Source organism: Paraconexibacter antarcticus, assembly GCF_024220175.1.
Classification (GTDB): domain Bacteria; phylum Actinomycetota; class Thermoleophilia; order Solirubrobacterales; family Solirubrobacteraceae; genus Paraconexibacter; species Paraconexibacter antarcticus.
In genome coordinates this window covers 3,142,933-3,165,059 of sequence record NZ_CP098502.1, presented here as the reverse complement: position 1 = coordinate 3,165,059, position 22,127 = coordinate 3,142,933, and the positions used below count along the sequence as shown (strand labels likewise).

General features: G+C 73.7%; 24 protein-coding genes. 2 read left to right on the top strand and 22 right to left on the bottom strand.

The annotated features are described in order from the left end of the window. Nucleotides 1-57: 57 nt before the first annotated feature. Nucleotides 58-606 (bottom strand): DsbA family protein, encoded by a 549-nt coding sequence (locus NBH00_RS15510; protein WP_254569499.1) that lies wholly within the window; start codon nt 604-606, stop codon nt 58-60. 32 nt (nt 607-638) lie between these two features. Here NBH00_RS15510 and NBH00_RS15505 point away from each other — a divergent pair, with 32 nt between their 5' ends. Further along, complete coding sequence (locus NBH00_RS15505; RefSeq protein WP_254569498.1) at nt 639-1,136, top strand: SRPBCC family protein; 498 nt, start codon at nt 639-641, stop codon at nt 1,134-1,136. A gap of 237 nt (nt 1,137-1,373) precedes the next feature. Here the strand turns inward: NBH00_RS15505 and NBH00_RS15500 are convergent, their stop codons facing one another. From NBH00_RS15500 to rimP, 11 genes are all read right to left on the bottom strand, one after another. Further along, on the bottom strand, nt 1,374-2,405 hold the full coding sequence (locus NBH00_RS15500) for an IS110 family RNA-guided transposase (protein ID WP_254569497.1): 1,032 nt from the start codon (nt 2,403-2,405) through the stop codon (nt 1,374-1,376). 91 nt (nt 2,406-2,496) lie between these two features. After that, on the bottom strand, nt 2,497-2,949 hold the full coding sequence (locus tag NBH00_RS15495) for a redoxin domain-containing protein (RefSeq protein ID WP_254569496.1): 453 nt from the start codon (nt 2,947-2,949) through the stop codon (nt 2,497-2,499). A gap of 87 nt (nt 2,950-3,036) precedes the next feature. Further along, entirely contained in the window at nt 3,037-3,309 is a 273-nt protein-coding gene (rpsO, locus tag NBH00_RS15490; RefSeq protein ID WP_254569495.1) for a 30S ribosomal protein S15, read from the bottom strand. After that, entirely contained in the window at nt 3,306-4,208 is a 903-nt protein-coding gene (locus tag NBH00_RS15485; protein WP_254569494.1) for a bifunctional riboflavin kinase/FAD synthetase, read from the bottom strand. The genes rpsO and NBH00_RS15485 overlap by 4 nt, the downstream gene beginning before the upstream one ends. A 68-nt stretch (nt 4,209-4,276) precedes the next feature. Next, nucleotides 4,277-5,143 carry a tRNA pseudouridine(55) synthase TruB gene (truB, locus tag NBH00_RS15480; RefSeq protein ID WP_254569493.1) on the bottom strand — a complete coding sequence of 289 codons (867 nt, stop codon included), beginning with the start codon at nt 5,141-5,143 and terminating at the stop codon, nt 4,277-4,279. A gap of 18 nt (nt 5,144-5,161) precedes the next feature. Continuing rightward, nucleotides 5,162-6,175: a DHH family phosphoesterase gene (locus tag NBH00_RS15475; RefSeq protein WP_254569492.1), complete on the bottom strand. Its 1,014-nt coding sequence runs from the start codon at nt 6,173-6,175 to the stop codon at nt 5,162-5,164. After that, a complete protein-coding gene (rbfA, locus tag NBH00_RS15470) occupies nt 6,172-6,513 on the bottom strand; it encodes a 30S ribosome-binding factor RbfA (RefSeq protein ID WP_254569491.1) in 342 nt (113 codons plus the stop codon). The genes NBH00_RS15475 and rbfA overlap by 4 nt, the downstream gene beginning before the upstream one ends. Before the next feature lie 16 nt (nt 6,514-6,529). Further along, on the bottom strand, nt 6,530-9,439 hold the full coding sequence (gene infB / locus NBH00_RS15465; protein ID WP_254569490.1) for a translation initiation factor IF-2: 2,910 nt from the start codon (nt 9,437-9,439) through the stop codon (nt 6,530-6,532). Beyond that, complete coding sequence (locus NBH00_RS25550; protein ID WP_367401257.1) at nt 9,439-9,678, bottom strand: YlxR family protein; 240 nt, start codon at nt 9,676-9,678, stop codon at nt 9,439-9,441. The genes infB and NBH00_RS25550 overlap by 1 nt, the downstream gene beginning before the upstream one ends. Nucleotides 9,679-9,686: 8 nt before the next feature. Further along, a complete protein-coding gene (nusA, locus tag NBH00_RS15460) occupies nt 9,687-11,282 on the bottom strand; it encodes a transcription termination factor NusA (RefSeq protein WP_254569489.1) in 1,596 nt (531 codons plus the stop codon). 5 nt (nt 11,283-11,287) lie between these two features. Continuing rightward, on the bottom strand, nt 11,288-11,707 hold the full coding sequence (rimP, locus tag NBH00_RS15455) for a ribosome maturation factor RimP (protein WP_254569488.1): 420 nt from the start codon (nt 11,705-11,707) through the stop codon (nt 11,288-11,290). Nucleotides 11,708-11,811: 104 nt separating this feature from the next. Between rimP and NBH00_RS15450 the strand changes: the two genes are divergently transcribed. Continuing rightward, nucleotides 11,812-12,198: a hypothetical protein gene (locus tag NBH00_RS15450; protein WP_254569487.1), complete on the top strand. Its 387-nt coding sequence runs from the start codon at nt 11,812-11,814 to the stop codon at nt 12,196-12,198. Here the strand turns inward: NBH00_RS15450 and NBH00_RS15445 are convergent. From NBH00_RS15445 to NBH00_RS15400, 10 genes are all read right to left on the bottom strand, one after another. Beyond that, nucleotides 12,159-12,527 carry a tetratricopeptide repeat protein gene (locus tag NBH00_RS15445; RefSeq protein ID WP_254569486.1) on the bottom strand — a complete coding sequence of 123 codons (369 nt, stop codon included), beginning with the start codon at nt 12,525-12,527 and terminating at the stop codon, nt 12,159-12,161. The genes NBH00_RS15450 and NBH00_RS15445 overlap by 40 nt on opposite strands. Nucleotides 12,528-12,580: 53 nt before the next feature. After that, complete coding sequence (locus tag NBH00_RS15440) at nt 12,581-14,875, bottom strand: transglutaminase TgpA family protein (RefSeq protein WP_254569485.1); 2,295 nt, start codon at nt 14,873-14,875, stop codon at nt 12,581-12,583. Further along, nucleotides 14,872-15,963 (bottom strand): DUF58 domain-containing protein, encoded by a 1,092-nt coding sequence (locus NBH00_RS15435; RefSeq protein WP_254569484.1) that lies wholly within the window; start codon nt 15,961-15,963, stop codon nt 14,872-14,874. The genes NBH00_RS15440 and NBH00_RS15435 overlap by 4 nt, the downstream gene beginning before the upstream one ends. 35 nt (nt 15,964-15,998) lie before the next feature. Beyond that, nucleotides 15,999-16,973, bottom strand: a complete 975-nt coding sequence (locus NBH00_RS15430; RefSeq protein WP_254569483.1) for an AAA family ATPase — start codon at nt 16,971-16,973, stop codon at nt 15,999-16,001. Beyond that, nucleotides 16,970-18,253: a bifunctional phosphopantothenoylcysteine decarboxylase/phosphopantothenate--cysteine ligase CoaBC gene (gene coaBC, locus NBH00_RS15425; RefSeq protein ID WP_254569482.1), complete on the bottom strand. Its 1,284-nt coding sequence runs from the start codon at nt 18,251-18,253 to the stop codon at nt 16,970-16,972. Before coaBC ends, NBH00_RS15430 begins: the two co-directional genes overlap by 4 nt. A 36-nt stretch (nt 18,254-18,289) precedes the next feature. Continuing rightward, complete coding sequence (gene rpoZ / locus NBH00_RS15420) at nt 18,290-18,517, bottom strand: DNA-directed RNA polymerase subunit omega (protein ID WP_254569481.1); 228 nt, start codon at nt 18,515-18,517, stop codon at nt 18,290-18,292. A 29-nt stretch (nt 18,518-18,546) separates the two neighbouring features. Next, nucleotides 18,547-19,116 carry a guanylate kinase gene (gene gmk / locus NBH00_RS15415; RefSeq protein ID WP_254569480.1) on the bottom strand — a complete coding sequence of 190 codons (570 nt, stop codon included), beginning with the start codon at nt 19,114-19,116 and terminating at the stop codon, nt 18,547-18,549. 55 nt (nt 19,117-19,171) lie between these two features. Next, nucleotides 19,172-20,626, bottom strand: a complete 1,455-nt coding sequence (locus NBH00_RS15410) for a flavin-containing monooxygenase (protein WP_254569479.1) — start codon at nt 20,624-20,626, stop codon at nt 19,172-19,174. A 92-nt stretch (nt 20,627-20,718) separates the two neighbouring features. Then, entirely contained in the window at nt 20,719-21,273 is a 555-nt protein-coding gene (mihF, locus tag NBH00_RS15405; RefSeq protein WP_254569478.1) for an integration host factor, actinobacterial type, read from the bottom strand. Then, nucleotides 21,245-22,117 carry a dihydroorotate dehydrogenase gene (locus tag NBH00_RS15400; protein WP_254569477.1) on the bottom strand — a complete coding sequence of 291 codons (873 nt, stop codon included), beginning with the start codon at nt 22,115-22,117 and terminating at the stop codon, nt 21,245-21,247. The genes mihF and NBH00_RS15400 overlap by 29 nt, the downstream gene beginning before the upstream one ends. Between the last annotated feature and the right edge of the window lie 10 nt (nt 22,118-22,127).

Here is a 22,127-nt window from a genome sequence, read left to right as displayed (position 1 = left end):
ATGCTCACCCGATTGGTGAGCGTGGTGATGCTTCTCGTATCGGAAGTGCCCTCGAGTCTAACCGTTTGCGGGTATTCCCGGCCCGGCGGCCCAGCGGGCGACGGTCTGCGCGTCGGGCGGCCCGGGATGGGCCTCCGCGGCGGCGCCCGGCGGGCCGGTCGCGGCGAAGAAGGTGGGCGTGACGGTCGCGCCCGCACGCAGAGCGGCCCGCACGTCGGCGGCCACCCGGGAGGTCGCGGCCGGCGCGCGCCGGTCGGCCTGGAAGCGCTCGACGTCGAGGCCGAGCGTCTCGCAGCGGGCCCAGAGGTGCGGGTCGTCGACGCGGCCGGGGTCGGCGTAGACGGAGGCGGCGAACGCCCAGAAGGCGCCCTGGGCCGCGGCGGCCTCCGCGGCGCAGGCGAGCGCGACGGCGCGCGGGTGCTTCGCCTTCAGCGCGAGGTGGCGGAAGACGAGCCGGACCGCCGCGCCGTCGAGCCGCTCCCAGGCGAGGGCGCAGCGGGGGCAGGTGAAATCGGCGTACATGACGACCGCGGGCGCGCCGTCTGGGCCCCGGACGTGGTCGCCGGGACCGACCGGGGGGACCGGGGCGCTGCGCAGGTCGGTCATCTAAGGCAGCCTAGACGCCCGTACCACCGGTGATGCGCATCCACACCCTGCACCGCGAGCAGCGCCTGGACGGGACCCCCGACGAGGTCTTCCCGTTCTTCGCCGACGCCTTCAACCTCGAGGCGCTGACCCCTCCGCTGCTGCGCTTCCGGGTGGTGACGCCGCGCCCGATCGACCTCTACGCGGGCGCACTCATCCAGTACGCGCTGAAGCTCCGCGGCGTCCCCATCTCGTGGCTCACGAGCATCCAGCGCTGGGATCCGCCGCACGCCTTCGTCGACACGCAGATCAAGGGCCCGTACGCCCTCTGGCACCACACCCACACCTTCGAGCCGGATGACTCGGACCCCACCCGACCCGGCACGATCATGACCGACACGGTCCGCTACGGCATCGCCTTCGGGCCGCTCGGCGAGCTCGCGAACCGGCTCATGGTCCGCCGCGACGTCGAGGCGATCTTCGACTACCGCGCGGCGGAGATCCCGCGGCTGCTCGCGGAGTTCCGCGCACGCGAGGCTGCGGCGGTCTGAGGGGCGCTGCGCGCGGACTCCGAGCCGAGTTCCGCGCGGGGCGGCCGGCGGCGGTCTGAGCCGCCGGCCGCCGCGCGGCCGCTCTCTATGAAGGAGGGTGAGGTGTCAAGTGTGGGTTCTGGGTCGTTGTCCTCTGGGTCGGTCGTGGAGCAGGGGCTCAACTCTCTATCGCCTCATCGTGTGAGGACCAGGTGCTGTAGGGGCATCGCTCCGGTGGCGCATCTCAGAGAGGGCCGTCTATGCGGCCAGAGCGCGCGTGGCGCCTGCCGGAGCGAAGGTGGTGTTGCGGGTGAGCATGTGCCAGATCGCCTCGGCGAGCCGGCGGGCGATGTCGACCTGGGCGACCTTGGCGCCGCGCTGTTTGCCCAGGCGCTTCTTGTTGGCCTGGTAGCGGGCGGCGTAGACCTGATGGCGGCAGGCGTGAACGGCGGCTTCCATCAAGGCCCAGCGCAGGTACTTCGGGCCGGCGTGGGTCAAGGGGCCGCGGCGGTCGGTGTTGCCGGACTGGTAGACGCGTGGGCACAGGCCGGTGTAGCCGACGAGCTTCTTCGGGCTCGAGAAGCGGGTGATGTCGCCGATCTCCGCGGCGATCGTGTACCCGAGGATCCACGCGATCCCCGGGGCGCTCATCAGCAGCGGGATGTACCGGTGATCGGCCCCGAGCGCTTTGAGCTCTTTGTCGATCGCGGCGATCTCGGCGTCGAGCTCGTCGATCATCTGCACCGCGGCGAGGACCCCTGAGTGCCACGGCTCGGGGAACTCGAGCCGCGCAAGGAGCTTGCGGCCGCGGGCGCCGAACAGGTCCGACACCGGGCAGGTATGGCCGAACGCGAGCAGCTGCGCGTGGATGCGGTGCTTCAGCGAGCTGCGTTTGCGCACCAAGAACAGGCGCCAGCGCGCGCGTTCGCGTTCCTGGCGCTGCTCGAAGCCCGGAAGCCACACCGCGGGGACCAGGTCACGCCGTGAGAGCTCGGCGAGCACCCACGCGTCGATCCGGTCGGTCTTGCACGCCAACGGGCCGAGGCCTTTGACTTTCTGCGCGTCGGCGACCTCGACCTCCCATCCGAGCCGCTCAAGCTCGTCATGGACAAACCGGGCGCCGTTCATCGACTCGATCGCCGCCCGCACTAGGACCGGCCCATGCCGGGTCTCTACGCCGCGCGCGAACCCGCGCAGCCCGTCAGCGTCCGGCGGCGTCGCGCCGGCCTCGATCTGCTCGCCATCCGGGGCGAGCAGGCAATAGTCCAGCCGCTTGCGGCTGAGATCCAATCCAGCATGCAACATGTGAGCGGGCCTCCTCGTGGTTGCTCTTTCGGTGACACGCTGGAGCGTGCCACCGGGAGGCCCTCCTTCACGACATTCAGAGGTTGTCGAACAGCAGGCCCACGCCCGGAAGGTCACCCGGGGAGTCGGCGACGTAGGACCACTTGACGACCTTGTCCGGCCCGATGATGAGCAGCGCCCGGTTCGTCATGCCGGCCGGCTCGAAGTACGCGCCGAGCGCCTTCGAGGCCGCGCCCTTGGGCTCGAAGTCGGAGAGCTGCTCGATCGAGACGCCGAGCTTGTCCTTGAACGCGCCCTGCGACCAGGTCGCGTCGGTGCTGACGCCGTAGACCTTGGCGCCCTTCGCGGTGAACTCGTCGATCACCTCGTCGTAGATCTGCAGCTGGTCGGTGCAGACCGGGCTGAACGCGAAGGGGTAGAAGACGAGGACGGTCGTCTGCCCCTCGAGGTCGGCGGGGGTGAAGTCCTCCCCGTCGGCGGTCTTCAGGACGAAGTCGGGGACGGTCTCCCCCGCGGCGATGATTGACATGCGCGGCAGGCTAGTGCCCGCAGCGGGTGGCGGGGCGCCGGGCTCGCTCGGACCTGGGGTCCGGGGCCGGGCGCCGCGCGCCGACGGCTAGCGGCGGAGGCCGAGCTCCTTGATGAGGGCGCGGTAGCCCTCGAGGTTCGACTTCTCGTAGTAGCGCAGCAGGCGACGGCGCTGGCCGACGAGCATCAGGAGGCCACGACGCGAGTGGTGGTCCTTCTTGTTGGAGCGCAGGTGCTCGGTGAGGTCGTTGATGCGCGCGGTGAGCAGCGCGACCTGGACGCGGGTGTTCCCGGTGTCCTGCGGGGTCTCCCCGAACTTCGTGACGATTTCTTGCTTGCGCTCTGCGGAAAGGGTGCTCATGGGCGACGTGGAAGGCTAGCAAAGGCACGTGCCTCATCGACGTCTCGTGCCATCTGCTCGAGCAGCGCGTCGACGCTCTCGAAACGCTTCTCGCCCCGCAGGCGCTTGAGGAACTCGATCCGGAGGGGCTCGTCGTAGAGGTCCCCGGTGAAGTCGATGAGGAACGCCTCGATGAGCTCCCCGAGCCCGGTGACGAACTGCGGGCGGACCCCGATCGACGTCGCGGCGGGGTGCCAGACGCCGTCGGCGGTGCGGGCGCGGCAGGCGTAGACGCCGTGCGCGGGGACCGCGTAGGAGTCCTCCGGGACGAGGTTCGCGGTCGGGAACCCGAGCGTCCGGCCCCGCTTCTCGCCGTGGCTCACGATGCCGTCGACGACGAACGGGTTGCCGAGCAGCTGGCCCGCGTACTCGATGGCCCCGCCGGCGATGAGGCCGCGGATGTGGCTCGAGCTGATGATCTCCCCGTCGAGCTCGAGCAGCGGCACGACACGGGTCTCGAAGCGGCTGTCGGCGTGCAGCAGGTCGGTGTCCCCCACCGCCTTGTGACCGAAGCGGAAGTTCTCCCCGACGCTGACGTGGGTCGCGCCGAGCGCGCCGACGAGCACCTCGTCGATGAACTGCTGTGCGCCCTCGTGGGCGAACGCGTCGTCGAACGGGATGACGACGAGCTCCTCGACCCCGAGATTCCCCACGAGCTCCGCCTTGCGGGCGAGGGTGGTGAGCAGGCGTGGCGCGGCCGACGGCGAGATGACGCTCATCGGGTGCGGGTCGAAGGTCAGGACGGCATCGGCGCCCTCGATCACCGCGCGGTGACCGAGGTGGACGCCGTCGAAGGAGCCGACGGCGACGCGGCGCGGCCGGGGGCTGATCTGCGGGAGCGGGACGATCGTGGCGGTCATAGAGGGGTGGTGGGTCCTGATGGTACGAGGCTTCGATCGTGCCCCGCCGCCCGCCCGGCGGACGAGCGTCAGCTCCGGAAGCCGACGACGGGCTTGAGGAGGCCGCCCGGCCGGGGCTCGGCGACCGCGACGGGTCCGTCCGCGTCGACGATGAGGACGCGGGCGCCGGCGGGGTCCGGACGCGGGTCCGCGACGGCGACGCCGTGGGCCGCACGGCCCGCCTCGGCGCCCTCGAGCGGCACGACGGGCAGGACCCGCCCGAGGGCCTCGCCCAGCGGGATGCCGGTCTCCACCGTCCCGTGATCGGCGCTCCCGGTCACGTCGAACGGCCCGATGGCCGTCCGCCGCAGCGACGTGCAGTACGCGTCGCCGAGGTCGGCGACGAGCGACCGCACGTACGTCCCCGAGGAGCACTCGATGAGGAAGCGCTCGTCGGCCCCCGGCTCGTCGTCCGGCCGACCGCTACCGCCCGCCGGCGGGAGCGGCTCGAAGCGGTACACGGTCACCTCGCGCTCGGGCATCTCGACCTCCTCCCCGCGCCGGGCGCGGGCGTAGGCGCGCTCGCCGTCGATCTTGATCGCGCTGTAGGCCGGTGGGCGCTGGCGCACGAGGCCGGTCGGCAGGACGAGCGGACGGGACGGGAGGACACCCGTCTCGGTGATCTCGCCCTCCGTGTCGCCGGTCGACGACACCGCCCCGAACCGTGCGGTGACCTCGTACGTCTTGCGCAGCCCCATGAAGAGCGACTGCGCCTTCGTCGCCCGCCCGATGAGGACGAGGAGCAGGCCGGTTGCGAAGGGGTCGAGCGTGCCGGCGTGGCCGACCCGGACGACCCCGGGGCCCTTCCGCGGTCCGCCGACGCCGCGCCGCACCTCGGCGACGAGGTCGTGCGAGGTCCGCCCGGCGGGCTTGTCGATCAGCAGCACCCGGTCCACGGCGCGCTCCGGGACGGCTCAGACCGGGGCGAGCGGCCCGAGCTGCAGGGCCACCTGCTCCCGCAGGAAGGCGATGAGCTCGTCGTCGCCCAGCTCGGTCGTGAAGCCCGCCGCCTGCCGGTGGCCACCGCCGCCGCCCGCACGGGCGATGACGGAGACGTCGACCTCGCCGTCGGTGGCCCGCAGCGAGACCTTCTTGCGACGGGTCGCCCCGGACGGGTCGTCCGCGCCGGCGAGGAGCTCGCGCGCGACCGCCGCGACCTTCGTCCCGCGCACGGAGCGCAGATGGTCGATGAGGCCCTCGGCGTAGCTCTCCTCCGCCTCGGCGGCGAGGAAGTCCTCGCGGTGGAGGATCGTGAACGTCAGGCGCCCGTCGTCGTGCCGCGAGAGGTTCGCGAGGCCGAGCGCGAGGAGCTCGAGCTTCGAGTACGGCATCTCCTCGTACAGACGCCGGTAGACCGCGTTGACGTCCACCCCGGCGGCGATGAGCTCGCCCGCCATCGCGTGCGCGCGCTCGCCGGTGTTCTCGTACATGAACTTGCCGGTGTCGGTGACGAGCCCGACGTACAGGGCGTCCGCGATCGTCGGCGTCGGGCTGACGCCGAGCTCGCGCATGAGGTCCCAGACGATCTCCGCGGTGCACGAGGCGTCGACGACGACGTGGTCGATCGTCCCGAAGCGCGTGTTGTCGTGGTGATGGTCGATGTTGACGATCCGCGCGTCCTCGCCCTTGACCTCGTCGAGCGGGTTGCGGTCGATGTTGCCGCAGTCGAGGAAGATGACCGTGCGCTCGGCGAGGTCCGGCGGCGCCTGCGAGACGAGCCCGTCGAAGACGAAGAAGCGGTACTCGTAGGGCAGGGGGAACTCGTCGGCGGCCACGAACATCACCGAGTCCTTCCCGAGCGCGAGGAGGATCTCGTGCATCGCGACGAGCGAGCCGAGGGCGTCGCCGTCGGGGTGCTCGTGGGTGACGAGGATGAAGCGGTCCTGCCTCCGGATCTCCGCGAGGACGGCCTCGCGGGAGTCGCTCATGCCTCGCCCCCGCTGGTGAGGCGCTCGACGCGGGCCGCCCGCTCGGCGGTGTCGTCGAGGATGAACGTCAGGGCGGGCGTGTGCTTCATCCGCAGGCTCTTCGCGAGCCCGGCCTGGAGGAAGCCGTGCGCGGACTGCAGGCCCGCCAGCGAGGCCTGCTGCTCGTCCGCGGACCCGAGCACGCTCACGTAGACGCGGGCGTGGCGCAGGTCCGGGCTCGTCTTCACGTCGGTGACGGTGACGAACCCGATCCTGGGGTCCTTGAGGTCGGTCGTGACCGCGGCGCTGAGGACCTCCCTCACCGCCTCGTCCACCCGTCGCATCCGTTCGCTGGGCACGGCTGGTCGGTCCGCGCTACTTCGCGAGGACCCGGTCGACCTTGCGCGTGGCGAACACCTCGAAGACGTCACCCTCCTGGATGTCCTGCGTGCCCACGAGCGTGATGCCGCACTCGAAGCCGCTGGCGACCTCGCGCACGTCGTCGTTGAAGCGCCGCAGCGTGTCGATGCGCGTCTCAGTGACGACGCGGCCGTCGCGGACGAGCCGGAGCTTCGCGCCGCGCGTGACCTTGCCGGAGGTGACCATGCAGCCGGCGATGATGCCGATCTTCGAGGCGCGGAAGATCTGACGGACCTCCACCTCGCCGACGGCGTCCTCGACCTCTTCCGGATCGAGCATGCCCTCCATCGCGTCGCGGAGGTCGTCCATCGCCTTGTAGATGACCGAGTAGTTGAGGATCTCGACACCCTCGCGGTCGGCGGCGGCGCGGGCGTCGCCCACGGGCCGCACGTTGAAGCCCATGATCGCGGCCTCGGAGGCGGTCGCCAGCATGACGTCGGACTCGGTGATGCCACCGACGCCCGAATGGATGATGTTGACCTGGACCTCCTGCTGGGGCAGCTTGGCGATCTCGTCCTCGATCGCCTCCAGGGAGCCCGCCACGTCGACCTTGACGATGAGGTTGAGCTCCTTGTACTCGCTGCCGAGGGCGCGCTTGAAGACATCGTCGAGCGACACCTTGCGGCCCGAGCGGCGGGCGAGGGCCTCGGTCTTGAGGCGGTGCTCGCGCTCGCCGGCGAGCGAACGGGCCTGCTTGTCGGTCTCCACGACGCGGACGGTCTCGCCCGCGGCGGGGACGCCGTCGAAGCCGAGGATCTCGACCGGGTCACCGGGGACGGCCTGCTTCACGCGGGCGCCGGTGTAGTCGTGCATCGCGCGGACCTTGCCCCACTGCGGGCCGGCCAGCAGCGCGTCGCCGACCCTCAGCGTGCCGCGCTGGATGAGGACGGTCACGACCGGGCCGCGGCCCGGGTCGAGCTTGGACTCGATGACGACGCCGGAGGCCTCGGCGGCCGGGTTGGCCTTGAGGTCCTCGAGCTCGGCGACGACGAGCAGCGTGTCGAGGAGGTCCTCGAGGTTCGTGCGCGCCTTCGCGGAGACGTCGACGTACTCCGTGTCCCCGCCCCACTCGGAGGGCTGCAGGTTGCGGGTGGTCATCTCGGTGCGCACCCGGGTGGGGTCCGCGCCCTCCTTGTCGATCTTGTTCACCGCGACGACGATCGGGACGTCGGCCGCGTGTGCGTGGTCGATCGCCTCCTCGGTCTGCGGCATGACGCCGTCGTCCGCCGCCACCACGATGACCGCGATGTCGGTGACCCGGGCGCCGCGGGCACGCATGGCGGTGAACGCCTCGTGGCCCGGCGTGTCGAGGAAGGTGAGGATCTTGTCGTTGTGGTGGACCTGGTAGGCGCCGATGTGCTGCGTGATGCCACCGGACTCGCCTCCGACGACGTCCGCCTGGCGGATCGCGTCCAGCAGCGACGTCTTGCCGTGGTCGACGTGGCCCATGATCGTCACGACCGGCGGGCGGGTGACGAGGTCCGCGTCGTCGTCCTCGTACTCCAGGACCTCCTCGTCGTCGCTCGCGTGGACGATCTCGATCGTCCGGTCGAACTCGTCGGCGATGACCTGGATCGCGTCGTCGGCCAGCGTCTGCGTGAGCGTCGCCATCTCGCCGAGCATCATGAGCTTCTTGATGACGTCGGGCACGGGCACGCCGAGGTACTCGGCGACGTCCTTGACGGTCGAGCCCGAGTTGATCTTGATGAGGTCGATCGACGTCTGCGCGGAGACGTCCAGTTCGGCGACCGAGTCGTTGTACGTACCGCGACGGCGCCGGCCGCGGCGCTGACGGCGCGGCGGCTGGTTCGGGCCGCCACCGGGGCCGCCGGGGCCACCGGGACCGCCCGGGCCGCGACGGGCGGCCTGGGAGTCGATGACGACGCGGCGACGGCCGGCGGCACCGGTCGTCGGGGCGCCCTTGCGGCCGCCCGGCAGGTTCTGGGACTCGTCGCGCTTGGGGCGCTTGGGCGGCTCGGGCACCGCGAGGATCTTCGGGCCGCGGCCCGCGTCGGGCTTGTCACCGATCGTGATGGTCGGCTTCGCCTCCTCCTCCTTGCCCTTGGCGTCCTTCGCCTCGGGGGCGGCGGGGGCCTCGGCGGCCTCGCCGGCGGCGGCAGCCGCGGCCGCGGCGGCCTCGGCGGCGGCCTTCTCGGCGGCGAGCGCGCGGGCGGCGATCTCCCGCGGGTCCGGCGGCGGCTGGAGCGTCGGGACCGGCGTCGACGGCACGGGCGGCCGGGCCGGGGGCTGGCTCGACGGGCGCGGGGCCGGCTTCACCGGCGGTGCGGGCGCGGCCTCCTGGCGCCGGGGCTTCGGCTTCGCCGGGGCGGCCTCGGGCTGCGCGATGATCTTCGGGCCGGCGGGCGCGCTCGACGACTTCGCGGCGGGCTTCACGGGCGGCTTGGCCGGCGGCGGCGTGGCGGGCTCGGCGGCGGCGGACGCCGAGGCGAGGCGCGGGTCCGGAGCCGGCTGAAGGGTCGGCGCGGGGCGGGCCGGCGGCGCGGGCGGCGCTGCGGCAGCGGCCTCGGCGACGGGATCCGGCAGGATCTTCGGGCCCTTGGGGGCCTCCTCGGCGACGGGCACCGGGATCGGGATCTGGGGCTCCACCGACGGAGCGACGGGAGCCTCCTCGACGGCGGGCGCAGGCGTCTCTGCCACGGCGTCGGCCTCCCCCTTCGGGGTCGGGGAGAACGGCTGCTCCACCTTGGGTGCACCGCCCAGCCCGAGCTTGGCGAGAACCTCGTCCTCGTCGACTTCCTGTGCCGCCGCAGTCACAGCGAACCCTGCATCCCGGAGCTGCATGAGCAGCTCCAGGGCGGTGAGTCCCTGCTCTTTGGCGATCTTGTGTACGCGCTTGGTTGCCACTAACTCGTTAAGTCTAGAAGGGATGGGTCGATCGACACGTTGCGCCTGAACGCGCGGGGCACCGCGCGGCGCCGGAGCGCCTGCTCCCAGCAGGCGCGATCACACACGTAGGCACCACGCCCGGGCATGATCGCCCGGGGGTCCTGCACCACCTCGTCGCCCGCCACGGCCAGGCGGAGCAGCTCCGCCTTGGGGCGCAGCGCTCCGCAGCCGATGCAGCGGCGGGTCGGGTGGACCACGGCCTGACCTACGACGCCGGCTCCTGCTCGGGGTCCGGCGCGTCGGCCGCGGCCTCGGACGCGACCTCCTCGACGGTAGCGCCCTCGGAGGCGGGCTCCGCCCCGGCCTCGTCGGCGACCGCCTCGTCGGCCTCCGCGTCCGCGGCCTCCGCCTCGTCGGCGTCGGCCACCTCGGCGTCGGCCACGTCGGCCTCGGCCTCGGCGTCGGCCACCTCGGCCTCGGCCTCGGCGCCGGCCGCCTCGTCGGCGGCCACCTCGGCCTCGACGCGGGTCACGATCTCCTCGACGTCCTCGGGGAGGGCCGCCGGGTTGTTGAGGAAGTCGATCTCCTCCTCGGTGAGCTTCGTGAGGACGACGACGGAGTTCGTGTTGAACTTCGCGAGCGCCTGGTGCGGGCCGAGGCCGCAGAAGCGCGATCCGGGGATCGTCGCGTTCGGGCAGCGGCGGCCGTTGGAGAGGACCGCGGCGCAGCGGCCGGACTCCTGCTCCTGCTCGAAGGTCTCCTCGCCGGAGCTCTGGGCGAAGTCGGTCTCGGACTTGATGTCGATCCGCCAGCCGGTCAGGCGGGCGGCGAGCCGGGCGTTCTGCCCCTCGCGGCCGATCGCCAGCGACAGCTGGTCGTCCGGGACGATGACGGTCGCCTGGCGGGCCTCGTCGTCGACGAGCACCTCACGCACGCGGGCGGGCGACAGCGCCTTGGCGACGAAGCGGGCGGGCTCGTCGTTGTAGGGGATGATGTCGATCTTCTCGCCGCGCAGCTCGGACACGACCATGCGCACCCGGGAGCCGCGGGGGCCGACGCAGGCGCCGACCGGGTCCACGCCGTCGGCGTGCGAGATGACCGCGATCTTCGAGCGGTAGCCCGGCTCACGGGCGACGTTCGCGACCTCGACGAGGCCGTCGGCGATCTCCGGGACCTCGAGCTCGAAGAGCTTCTTGATGAGCTCCCCGTCGCGCCGGCTGACGATGATCGACGGGCCCTTCGTGGAGGCCGAGACCTCCTTGATGACGGCCTTGACGCGCTGGTTGTGCTCGTAGCGCTCGCCGTCGACCTGCTCGCTCTTCGGGAGCAGCGCCTCGACGCGCTCGCGCAGCTGGATGAGCGTGTAGCGCGCGTCCTTCTGCTGGACGATGCCCGTGACGAGCTCGCCCACGCGGTCGCGGTACTCCTCGAACATCATGTCGCGCTCGGCCTCGCGGACGCGCTGCAGGATGACCTGCTTCGCGGTCTGCGCGGCGATGCGGCCGAAGTCGTCCGGCGTGACGTCCTGCTCCTCGATCTGGTCGGCGTACTCCTCGAACTTGTCGGGGCCGATCTCGACCTCCTCGGGCTCGACGAACTCGCCGGTCTCCTCGTCGAGGTACGTGTTCTCGTCGATCGTCTCGACGATCATGTGCGCCTCGAGGCGGTCCGGGATGATGAGCTCGATGACGCGGTAGTCACCGGTCTCGCTGTCGAGGATGACCTTCGCGTACTTCGCCGCGCCGGGCTGCTTCTTGTAGGCCGACAGGAGCGCGTCCTCGAGCGCGTGCTGCAGCTTGTCGGGGGCAATGCCCTTCTCGCGGGCGAGGGCGCCCATCGCTTCCAGGATCTCGCGTGACATGCGAATTACTCCTCGACGAGGTTGGAACGGTGGATGTCGACGTACGGGATCGCGATGACCCCGGTGTCGGCGGCGATCGTGACGGCGTCGTCGGTGGCGCCGACGAGCTCGCCGGTGAAGGACCTGCGACCGTCGTGGTCCCCGCGGGTGCGGACCTTCGCCCGGCGCCCGAGGAACCGGCGGAAGTGCTGCGGCTTGGTCAGCGGGCGGTCGCGGCCCGGCGAGGAGACCTCCAGGGCGTAGCGCTCGCGGAGCTCGGCGAGCGCGTGCGTGACGCGCTCGCAGACCTCGAGCGTCACGCCGTCCGGATGGTCGACGAAGAGGCGGACGGTCTGCCCGCCGTGGACCTCGGCCAGCAGCACCTCGACGTCGGGTTCGGCCGCGGCGAGCGCGGCCTCCACCTGATCTTGGATGCTGCTGGACATGGACTCTCCTCGGGACATAAAAAAAAGCGGGCGGGCGCCCGCTTTCAACGACACCGGCAAATACATGCCGGCTACGAAAGCTGTGTGGCAAACATAGCAAGCCGATGCGCATCGAGGCGTTCCTGCACGGGCTCGGGCAGCCCTGGCGCCGGGCCGGCGAGGCGGCCTGGGGCGTGACCTTCCCCGACGTCGGCGGGTGGCCGCTCGACGTCGGTCTCGCGGTCTGCGGACCGGAGCCGGCGCTGCTGCGGTTGCAGGCGCCGGTGTGCGAGCCCGGGCGCCTGGACCCGGCCGACCTGCTGCACCGCAACCGCCGCCTCAGACTCGTCCGCTTCACCTCGACGCGGGCCGGCGAGGTGTGGCTGCAGGGCGAGCTGCCGTGGCCGCTCGCGGACGAGCGGCTGCTCGACGTGGCGCTCGCCCTGCTGCTCGACGCGGCCGAGGCCGCGCGTCAGTCCGCCTCGGCGGCGCGGACGGAGCGCTCGAGGTAGACGCGGTAGTCGCTCCGGTCCGGGCGCAGGCGGGCGGCCATCGTCAGCGGCGCGCGGGCCCGCGCGTGATCCCCGAGCGACTGCAGGCAGCGACCCAGGCAGAAGTGGGCGTAGTCGTTCGTCGGCTCGCGGGCGACGACGGCGCCGAACTCGGCGGCGCCCTCGCGATAGCGCTGCGACCCGAAATACGCGCGCCCGAGGGCCTCACGGACGCTCATCTTGTCGGGCTCGAGCTCGGCGGCGCGGCGGAGCGGGACGGCCGCCGCGTGGAAGTCGCGGCCGTCGAGGAGTTCGGTGCCGTTGCGGTAGAGGTCGTAGGCGGATTCCATGCCTGCACCGAGTGTAGGACGCGGTCCCGTCGCGTCCGGCCGGTCGGGCCGGCTCAGCGGGACGGCGGCGGGCCGGGCGCGGGCCGCAGCCCGCGACGCAGCACGCGCCGCTCGGCGCGGGTGAGGCGGACCGGCGCCGCCGCCCCGGTCACGGCGTAGCGGGCGCGGGCGAGCGCCTCGACCCGCGCCCGGGCCTCGGGGGTGCGCGTGTGCGCGGCGGCGAGCCCCGCGAGGGTCGTGGCGGGCGGCAGGACGACGCCCGCGCGGTGCAGCGCGTGCGCGAGGTCGCGGAGCTCCGGCGGCACGGCGGCGTGGCGCCGGGCGCGCCGGTGCCGCACGGCGATCCCGCCGCCGGCGAGGAGCATGAGCGCGGCGCCCGCGCCGGCGAGCAGCAGGGCCCCGGGCCCTCCCCCGCCGCCGCCGCCCGCGACCGCGCTCGCGCCGGGCGCCGCGCCGCCGGCGCGGTCACCGGCCGCGGTGGCCCCGGTCGCGCCGGCCTTCGGGGCGGCGGTGGCGGTCGCCGAGGCGAGGTCGAACTGCGAGGCGGCGGGCGCGAGCGCCGGCGTCGGGTCGACGACGGTCCAGCCGATGTGCGGGTAGTAGACCTCGACCCACGAGTGGGCGTCGCTGTCGTGGACGACGTAGCGCCCCTGCCCCACGTCGAACGTCCCGGGCGCGAACCCCTCGGCGACGCGAGCGGGCACCCCGCCCATCCGCAGCAGCAGCGCCATCGCCCCGGAGAACTGCTGGCAGTACCCGCGCCGCGTGCCGAAGAGGAAGTCGGCGAGCGGGTCGGCGGCCGACGCGCGGGGCGGGTGCTCGTCGTAGGTGGCGCCGGACCGCACCCGCGCCTGCACCCGCCGCACGTAGTCCAGCGGCGACGTCGACGCGGCCTTCAGCCGCTGGGCGAGCGCCCACATCCGCGCGTACGGGGAGTGCACGAGCTCGGCGGTCCCGTCGCCGACGTCGCGTGTGTCGGCGAGCTGCAGGCGCGGGGCCGGAGACCCGGCGGCACCGTACGGCGCGAAGGCGAAGCTCAGCCCGTCCGCGACCGGCACCACACGGGCGCTGCCGGCGACGCCGGGGTCGTCGAGCCGGAGCGCGCCGAGGACCTCGGCGGGGTAGTCGACGCCGGCCCGCGCGAGCTGCGCCACCGAGGGGCTCGGACTGTAGACCCGGGCGACGTACGTGTCGCCGCGGACCATGTCGCGGCCCGCCGTCACCTCCGTCCCCGGCGTGTCCGGGCGCGCGGCGACGCTCGACCGGGTGATCGCGAGGATCTCCCCGGGCGCGTAGAGCTGCGGGGAGCGCAGGTCGGCGACGTCGACCGACACCTCCTGCGTCCAGGCGCGGGGTGCGCGGGCCCGGTCCCGCGGCGGGGTGCCGGGCAGCGGGCGGGCGGCGCGGCGCCAGCGCCGGCCGTCGAAGCGGTCGAGCGAGACGGCCTTCCAGTAGCCGGGGACGACGGCCTTGACGCGGAGGACCGGCCGCGCGTCCCGCGTCCACGGCAGGGCGCCGTAGGTGTGGGTCCACGAGAAGCGCTCGAGCGGTCCGGAGCCGAGCCGGCTGCCGAGGCCGCGGTAGTCGATCCACGGGCGGGCGCCGTCGAGCCGGTGCACCGCGACCGTCCCGAGCCCGACCGCGGCGGCGAGGCAGAGGCCGGCGGCCGTGGCCTGGTCCATCCGGACGCGCTCGCCGAGCAGGAGGAGGGCGAGCAGGACGGTGAGGAGGACGCCGTCGCCGATCGCGTGCCGCTGCTCGACCTGGGTGACCGCGATCACGTAGGCCGTCAGCAGGACGCCGGCGGCGAGCCCGGGACGCCCACGCCCGGCGCAGCAGCACACGGCCGCGAGCAGGAGCAGCAGGGCCCCGCCGAGCGCGAGCGTCCGGCGGATCCACTCCTGCTCACCCCGGTAGGGGACGCGGAGGTCCGGGAGCGCGGCGAGACCGTCGCCGATGCCGCGCGCGAGGTCGTCCCAGCGGTGTGGCCTGAGGTCGTGGAGCGGGACCCCGGCGACGAGGAGCGCTGCGACGAGTGCGGCGACCGCCAGGGCGGCCGCGGCCGGCGGGCGGGCGGTACGTGGCAGGAGCGGGCGGAGGTGCAGGAGCGCTCCGGCCGTGACGGCGAGGAGGACCGACCGGGCGGCGGCGTCGCCGAGGATCGGGTCGGCGAGGCGCTCCCACCGCCGCGCGACGAGCAGCGCGAGCAGCGCGAAGGCGACGAGCCGGACCGGCCGCGCGAGGAAGAGCGGGCCGCTCCGCACGGGCGCCTCGTCGGGCGGGACGACCGCGGCGGGCGCCGCCGGGCGGGACGGCGGCGGCGCGGGCGCGGCGGTCGCCGGGCTCACGACGCCACCGCCGGGCGGCGCACGCGCCCCGCTGCGAGGTCGTAGCCGAGGCAGCCGGCGACGGTGAACGACGCCGGGCGACCGGGCAGCGCCGCCGGCACGACGAGGACCTGGCCGCCTGCGCGCGCGAGGCCCGCGGGGGGCCGCACGAGCGGACGCGCGCTCACGTGGAAGACGACGCCTGTGCGCCCGGTCAGCGCGCCTGGGCTGGGTGCACCTCCGGCCCCGACGAGCGCGAGCCGCGTGTGCAGCGCGGGCCACGCGGCGAGGCCCGGGCCGATCGCATGCGGGCGCCGGTCCCCCGGGAGCAGGAGCGCGCAGCCCTGCTTCCGGGCGAGATGGACGCAGAGCGAGGCGGCGGCCCGGACGGCGGCGTCGAGGACGTCCTCGTCCCCGCCCGACGCCGTGCGGGTGTCGAGGACGACGACGGGCCGTGCGTCGCCGTCGGGCCGCAGGTGCCGCTCGAGCAGCTCGCCCGAGCGCGCGTACGCGGCCCACGAGATCCGCGCCGCCGGCGTGCCCGGCCGGAGCGGGCGCAGGCCGTCGAGCTCGACCTCGGGCGCGAGGCCGTCGCGGGCGACGCGGCGGCCGACGGCGTCCCCCGGGCGGTCGCTCCCGGGGCGGCGGACGGGCAGGACGGCGGGCAGCACGAGGACCTCGACGGGCGGGGCCGTGATCGTCGCGCGGGCGAGGCCGAAGGGGTCGCGGACCGTGACCACGGGCGGCGCGAGGACGTGGCGGCCGCGGCGCGAGAAGCGGACCTCGAGCGCGAGGGTGTGCTCCCAGCGCCCGGCGGCGAGCGCCACCGGCGCATCGAGGAGCGGGTCCTCGAGCGTGCCGTGCGGGAGCAGCAGGCGCGAGGAGGTCGCGGTGACGCGGATCTGCACCGGCTGCTGCTCGAGCGCGGTCGTCCGCCGGAGCGTCCGGGTGATGGTGATGCGGCGGACGGCGAGCGCGACCCAGGCGGCGGCGCCCGCGGCGAGCACGAGGAGCGCGACCGCGGGGACGTACAGCGGCTCGGCGTCGAGCGCGGCCGCGGCGAGCAGGAGGGCACCGCCCAGGCCCGCCAGCCGCCGCGAGCCGCCCATCGCTCAGCCTCCCCGGGCTCCGGGCCGTCGCGGGCTCACAGCGCCGGGACCGCCCGCACGGCGTCGGCGACGACGGCCTCGGCGGTCGCGTCGAAGGCGTCCGGCGCGAGGACGAGGCGGTGGGCGAGCACGATCTCCGCGAGCGCCTGCACGTCGTCGGGCAGCGCGTGACCGCGGCCGGCGAGGAGGGCGCGGGCCTTCGCCGCGCGCAGGAGCATGAGGCCGGCGCGCGGGCTCGCGCCGAGCTGCACCCTCGGGTCCTCGCGGGTGGCGCCGAGGAGCGCGACGACGTAGGCGCGCAGGGCGTCGCTCGTGAGGACGCGACGCGCGGCGTCCTGCGCGGCGAGCAGCTCACCGGCGTCGCCCGCGGCGGCGACCCCACCGGTGCCGTCGGACGCCTCGTGGACCCGGAGCATGTCCGCCTCGGCGGCCGCCGACGGGTAGCCGAGCGAGATGCGGGCCATGAAGCGGTCGACCTGGGCCTCGGGCAGCGGGTAGGTCCCTTCGAGCTCGATGGGGTTCTGCGTCGCGAGGACGAGGAACGGGCGCGCGAGCTCGTGCGTGTGGACGTCGACGGTGACGCGGTTCTCCTGCATGCACTCCAGCAGCCCCGACTGCGTCTTCGGGGAGGCGCGGTTGATCTCGTCGACGAGGACGACGTTCGCGAAGATCGGGCCGGGGCGGAACTCGAACCGCTCCTCGCGGCGGTTGTAGACGTTCGTGCCGACGACGTCCGCGGGCAGCAGGTCGGCGGTGCACTGCACGCGGGCGAACTGCAGGCCGAGCGCCTGCGCGAGCGACCGCGCGAGCGTCGTCTTGCCGACGCCGGGGAGGTCCTCGATGAGGACGTGCCCCTCGGCGACGATGCAGACGAGGATCTGCTCGAGGAGCCCGTCGCGCAGCTCGACGGCCGCGCGGACGGTCTGCGTCAGCCGGGCCGCGAGGTCGCGGGCGGCGTTGATGTCCTCCTGGTCGAGCGGGCGGGCGTCCGAGCGCGCCGCGTCGGTCATCGCCCGAGCGGGGTGGCGGAGGCGCTGCGCAGCGCGTCGACCGTGCGCAGGATGGCGGCGGCGACCTCGTCCTTGCCGCGGCGGGCGACGTGCTCCTCGCCGGCGGCCGTGACGATCGTCACCTCGTTGTCGGGGGTGTCGAACCCGATTCCGGCCTGCGCGACGTCGTTGACGACGACGGCGTCGAGCCTCTTGCGGACGAGCTTGTCGCGCCCGTAGGCGACGGCCCCCTCCCCCGTCTCGGCGGCGAAGCCGACGAGCGTCTGGCCCGGGCGGCGGCCGGCGGCGAGCCCGGTGAGGATGTCCGGGGTCGGCTCCATCGTGATCGTCAGCTCGTCGCGGCCGGTCTTCTTGAGCTTCACTTCGGCCGGGTCGACCGGGCGGAAGTCGGCGACGGCGGCGGACATGACGAGGACGTGGCAGCCGGGGAAGTGCTCGGCGCACGCGGCCTCGAGGTCGGCGGCGCTGGAGACGTCGACGTAGGTGACGCGCGGGTCGCGGCCGAGCGCCACGTTCGCGGCGAGGACGGTGACGTCGGCGCCCAGCGCCGCGGCGGCGGACGCGACGGCGAAGCCCATCCGGCCGCTCGAGCGGTTGCCGACGAAGCGGACGGCGTCGATCGGCTCGCGGGTGCCGCCGGCGGTGACGAGGACGCGCAGCCCGTCCCACGGGCCGGTCGCGGTCGCCCGGGCGGTGGCGGCGCGCTCGGCGGCCGCGAGCAGCGCGGGCGGCTCGGCGAGGCGGCCGGCGCCCCACTCGCCGAGCGTGCCGAGCGCGCCGACCCCGGGGTCGACGATCGTCACGCCGCGGGCGCGGAGGGTGGCGAGGTTCGCCTGCGTCGCCGGGTGCTCCCACATGGCGTCGTTCATCGCCGGGGCGACGACGAGCGGGCAGCGCGCGGCGAGCGCGGCGGAGGTGAGGAGGTTGTCCGCGAGCCCGTGGGCGAGCTTCGCGATCGTGTTCGCCGTCGCCGGGGCGACGAGGAAGACGTCGGCGTTCTCGACGAGGGCGAGGTGGCTCGCCGGGTCGTGCGCGGGGGTCGCCTGCCCGGGGAAGACGCCGCGGGCGGGGTCCCGCTCGAACTCGCTCGTCAGGACCGGGGCGCCGGTGATGGCGGCGAACGACGCGGCGCCGACGAAGCGCTGGGCCTCGGGCGTCTGCACGACGCGCACGGCGTGCCCGGCCTTCACGGCCAGGCGCGCGGTCTCGAGGCCCTTGTAGGCGGCGATGCCGCCCGTCACGCCGAGGAGGAGGCGCATCCCCGTGGCGTCCACGTCCACGTCCGCGCTCCGTGCGAACGAGCCTGGCCGGTGCTCCTAGCGGTACTGGTACCTGATCTTGCCCTGGGCCACTTCCTCCAGGGCGATCGTGAGGTAGTTCTTGGAGGCGCTCTCGACCATCGGCGGCGGGAACTCGTCGAACGTCCCCTCCCCGAGGTTGTGGTAGTACGAGTTGATCTGCCGGGCGCGCTTGGCGGCCACGAGCACGGAGGCGTAGTTCGAGTCGACGTGCTCGAGAAGATGGTCGATGCGGGGCTGGATCACCCACCCAGTGTAGCTGGTGGACGCCCCGGCTAACGGGGAGCGGACGCCGCGCTCTCGCGCCGCACGATGCCGACGAGCTCCGCCACCGCGGTCTCGAGGTCGGCGTTCGTGACCTTGTAGTCGAACTCGTCCTGGGCGGCGAGCTCGCTCACCGCGACCTCGAGGCGCGCGGCGACCTGCTCGTCGTCGTCGGTGCCGCGGCCGACGAGCCGCTGCCGGAGCGTGTCGGTCGACGGCGGCACGATGAAGATCTGCACCGCCTCGGGCATCGCGCTGCGCACCTGGCGGGCCCCCTGGACCTCGATCTCGAGGACGACCGGGTGGCCGCCGGAGGTCCGCCGGTCGAGCTCGGCGCGGAGCGTGCCGTAGCGGCGGCCGGAGTACTCGGCGTGCTCGACGAAGGCGCCCTCGCCGACGCGCGCGGCGAAGAGCTCGGGCGTGAGGAAGTGGTAGTCGACGCCGTCGGCCTCCCCCGGCCGCGGTGCGCGCGTCGTCGCCGAGACGCTGAGCTCGAGCTCGGGGACGCGGTCCCGGAGCTCGCGGATGAGCGTCCCCTTGCCGACGCCGCTGGGACCGGTGATGACGAAGACCTTTGCCACGGGGTCGGGGAGGCTAGTGACGGGGGCCGACGGATGGCCCGGCGGCCCCGGCCGGTCAGACGCGCTCGTAGTCGGCGAGGCGCGGCTCGTCGAGCAGCTCGCGGTGCGCGGCCGGCGAGGCGGGCCAGATGACCGGGGTGCCGTCGTCGGTGAGGTACCAGCTCTGGCACCCGCTGAGCCAGATCGATCCCTGCAGCGCATCCTGGAGCCCGGCGGTGAAGCGCTCGGCGGCGTCCGCCCGGGGCGCGAGGGCCGTGCGTCCCGCGGCGGCCCAGCGGGTGATCATCGCCAGCGCGTAGCCGGCCTGCGCCTCGGCGACGTTGAACATCGAGGAGATGTTCACGGGGCTGCTCGGGCCCATGAGCATGAAGAGGTTCGGCAGGCCCGGGACCGCGACCGTGTCGTACCCGCGCGGGCCGTGGGCCCACGCGTCCGAGAGCGTGGCTCCGGCCGGCCCGGTGAACTCCATGGGCCGCACGAGCGCGTGGGTGTCGAACCCGGTCGCGAGGACGAGGACGTCGAGCTCGTGCAGGACGCCGTCGATCGTCACGACGCCGCGCGGCTCGACGTGGTCGATCGCGGTCGTCACGACGTCGACGTCCGGGCGCTGGACGGCGCGGTAGTAGCCGGCGCTCGCGACGAGCCGCTTGCACCCGGGCTCGTCGCGCGGCGTGAGGCGGGCGCGCAGGCCGGGGTCGCGGACGCTGCGCAGCGCGAGCCGGCAGCCGGCGCCGACGAGGCGCCGCGGGATGCCGTCGCGCAGGAGCGCGTTCATGAGGAGCGCCTCGAACCACCACTGGTGCCCGCGGTAGGCGACGTCCATGAGCTTCGGGAACCGGCGGTAGACGGCGGCGCTGAGCCGGGTGTAGCGCGGGTTGACGGTCGGGAAGACCCACTGCGGCGTGCGGGTGAACTGCACGAGCCGCGCCGGCGTCCCGGCGAGCTCGGCGACGATCTGCACGCCGGTGGACCCGGTGCCGACGATGCCGACGCGGCCGGTGAGCGGGACGTGGTGGTCCCAGCGCGAGGAGTGGAAGGACGCCCCGGCGAACGTGTCGAGCCCGGGGATGTCCGGGACCGACGGGCGGTGCAGGAAGCCGCAGCCGGTGACGACGAAGTCGGCCTCCTCGCGCACGCCGTCCCCGGTGAGGATCCAGCGCCCGTCCTCCCAGTGCGCCTCGCGGAGCTCGACCCCGAAGCGGATGCGCTCGCGGAGCCGGTACTCGTCGGCGACCCGCTCGAGGTAGGCGCCGATCTCCGGGCCGGGACTGAAGAGGCGCGTCCAGTCCGGGTTCGGCGCGAACGAGTACTGGAAGTACCGGGAGGGGACGTCGCAGAAGAGGCCGGGATACGTGTTGTCCCGCCACGTGCCGCCGACGGTCGACGACTTCTCGAAGACCGTGAACGTCTCGATGCCGGCCTCGCGCAGGCGGATCGCCATGCAGAGGCCGGAGACCCCTGCTCCGATGATGGCCACCCGCGGTGTCGCGCCGGACTGCGTCGTCGTCATGGGGTGACCCTACGCCGCGCCGACGACCGAGGGCGGCCGGAGGGCCGACGCGGTCGCCTCCTCCGGCGACGTCCCGGGGGCCGGGCGGCCCGCTAGCGCTTGAGGAGGGTGACGAGCTCCGCGCGCTGGCGCTCGGAGAGGCCACCGATGGTCTTCGACGGCGAGATGCGGCAGGCGACGAGGACCTTGTTCGCCTTCACGCGGCCATACTTCGGCACCGCGAGGAGCATCTCGAAGACCTTCGCGGTTTCGAGGAAGTCCGGCGGATCCACGAGCAGCTGGTGGATGGAGACGCGGCCGGCCTTGAGATCGCGCTTCAGCTGCGCCCGCTGGGTGCGGATGGCGTTCGCACGGGCCAGGGCATCCATCCGCTGGTTGAGCGAACGCTCGGGCGTCGCGGTCTGCTTCGAGGGGGTGTCGGCGGCCAGCGTCATCGGCGGTGGAAGATACAGCGTGCGCGGCCGCCATGAGGCGTGGATGGGCGAATTCACCTCGACCTCGACTCGAGGTTCACCCTTCTCGACCGTACTTGACGGTTTTTCGCCGATTTGCAGCAGTTTCGGCGTTCTGCCGATCTCCGGAGCCACCGAAACCACGGCGTAGAGCGAAAAGGGCCGCTCAGCGAGCCTCCAGGCGGTCGAGCTCACGGGCGATCCGGCTCCCGGCGGCGGAGTCGCGGAAGGATTCCGTCCCGACGGCGACGAGCGTCGCTCCCGCGCGCAGCAGCTGCGCCGCGTGCTCGCCCCGCTGGACCCCGCCCATGCCGACGACGGGGATCGAGACCCTGGCGGCGACAGCGGTGACCTGGGCGAGGGCGACCGCGCGGATGGCCGGGCCGGACATACCGCCAGTCACCCCGCCGAGCCACGGGCGCCCGCTGCCGTCGGGGTGCTGGGCGGTGGCCCGCAGGGTGTTGATGAGCGAGACGGCGTCCGCCCCCTCGGCCTCCGCGGCCGCCGCGACGAGGGCCACGTCGGCGGTGTTCGGGGTGAGCTTCACGATGAGCGGCTTCGCGGTCTGCGGACGCACAGCGCGCATGACCTCGGCGAGCGACGCGGGGTCGGCGCCGATGTCGAGGCCGGTCTTCACGTTCGGGCACGAGACGTTGAGCTCGATCGCGCGGATGGCCTCCTGGCCGTCGCACGCGGCGACGAGCTCGCAGAGCTCCCCGGCGGTCGAGCCCATGACGTTCGTGATGAGGGGGACGGGAAGCGCGGCGAGCTTCGGGAGGTCGTGCTCGAGGTAGCCGGCGAGGCCCTTGTTCGGCAGGCCGATCGAGTTGATCATGCCGCTCGGCGTCTCCCACAGCCGCGGTGGCGGGTTCCCGTCGCGGACGGCGAGCGTGATCGTCTTGGAGACGAACGCGGAGAACGGGAAGTCCTCCAGGAGCGCGTCCCCGAAGACGGCGTGGGCGGCGATCGCGTCGAACGTGCCGGACCCGTTGACGATCGGGTGGGCGAGCTCGATGCCGCAGAAGTCGACGGCGCTCACAGCACGACCT

Bases quoted from the DNA above. Each gene is read 5' to 3' on its own strand.
- NBH00_RS15475 (WP_254569492.1), bottom strand. From the start codon at position 6,175: ATGAGCGACTCCCGCGAGGCCGTCCTCGCGGAGATCCGGAGGCAGGAC.
- NBH00_RS15510 (WP_254569499.1), bottom strand. From the start codon at position 606: ATGACCGACCTGCGCAGCGCCCCGGTCCCCCCGGTCGGTCCCGGCGAC.
- NBH00_RS15495 (WP_254569496.1), bottom strand. From the start codon at position 2,949: ATGTCAATCATCGCCGCGGGGGAGACCGTCCCCGACTTCGTCCTGAAG.
- rpsO (WP_254569495.1), bottom strand. From the start codon at position 3,309: ATGAGCACCCTTTCCGCAGAGCGCAAGCAAGAAATCGTCACGAAGTTC.
- NBH00_RS15430 (WP_254569483.1), bottom strand. From the start codon at position 16,973: ATGACCGACGCGGCGCGCTCGGACGCCCGCCCGCTCGACCAGGAGGAC.
- NBH00_RS15485 (WP_254569494.1), bottom strand. From the start codon at position 4,208: ATGACCGCCACGATCGTCCCGCTCCCGCAGATCAGCCCCCGGCCGCGC.
- NBH00_RS15445 (WP_254569486.1), bottom strand. From the start codon at position 12,527: ATGGAATCCGCCTACGACCTCTACCGCAACGGCACCGAACTCCTCGAC.
- NBH00_RS15435 (WP_254569484.1), bottom strand. From the start codon at position 15,963: ATGGGCGGCTCGCGGCGGCTGGCGGGCCTGGGCGGTGCCCTCCTGCTC.
- NBH00_RS15450 (WP_254569487.1), top strand. From the start codon at position 11,812: ATGCGCATCGAGGCGTTCCTGCACGGGCTCGGGCAGCCCTGGCGCCGG.
- rimP (WP_254569488.1), bottom strand. From the start codon at position 11,707: ATGTCCAGCAGCATCCAAGATCAGGTGGAGGCCGCGCTCGCCGCGGCC.
- nusA (WP_254569489.1), bottom strand. From the start codon at position 11,282: ATGTCACGCGAGATCCTGGAAGCGATGGGCGCCCTCGCCCGCGAGAAG.
- NBH00_RS15410 (WP_254569479.1), bottom strand. From the start codon at position 20,626: ATGACGACGACGCAGTCCGGCGCGACACCGCGGGTGGCCATCATCGGA.
- NBH00_RS15505 (WP_254569498.1), top strand. From the start codon at position 639: ATGCGCATCCACACCCTGCACCGCGAGCAGCGCCTGGACGGGACCCCC.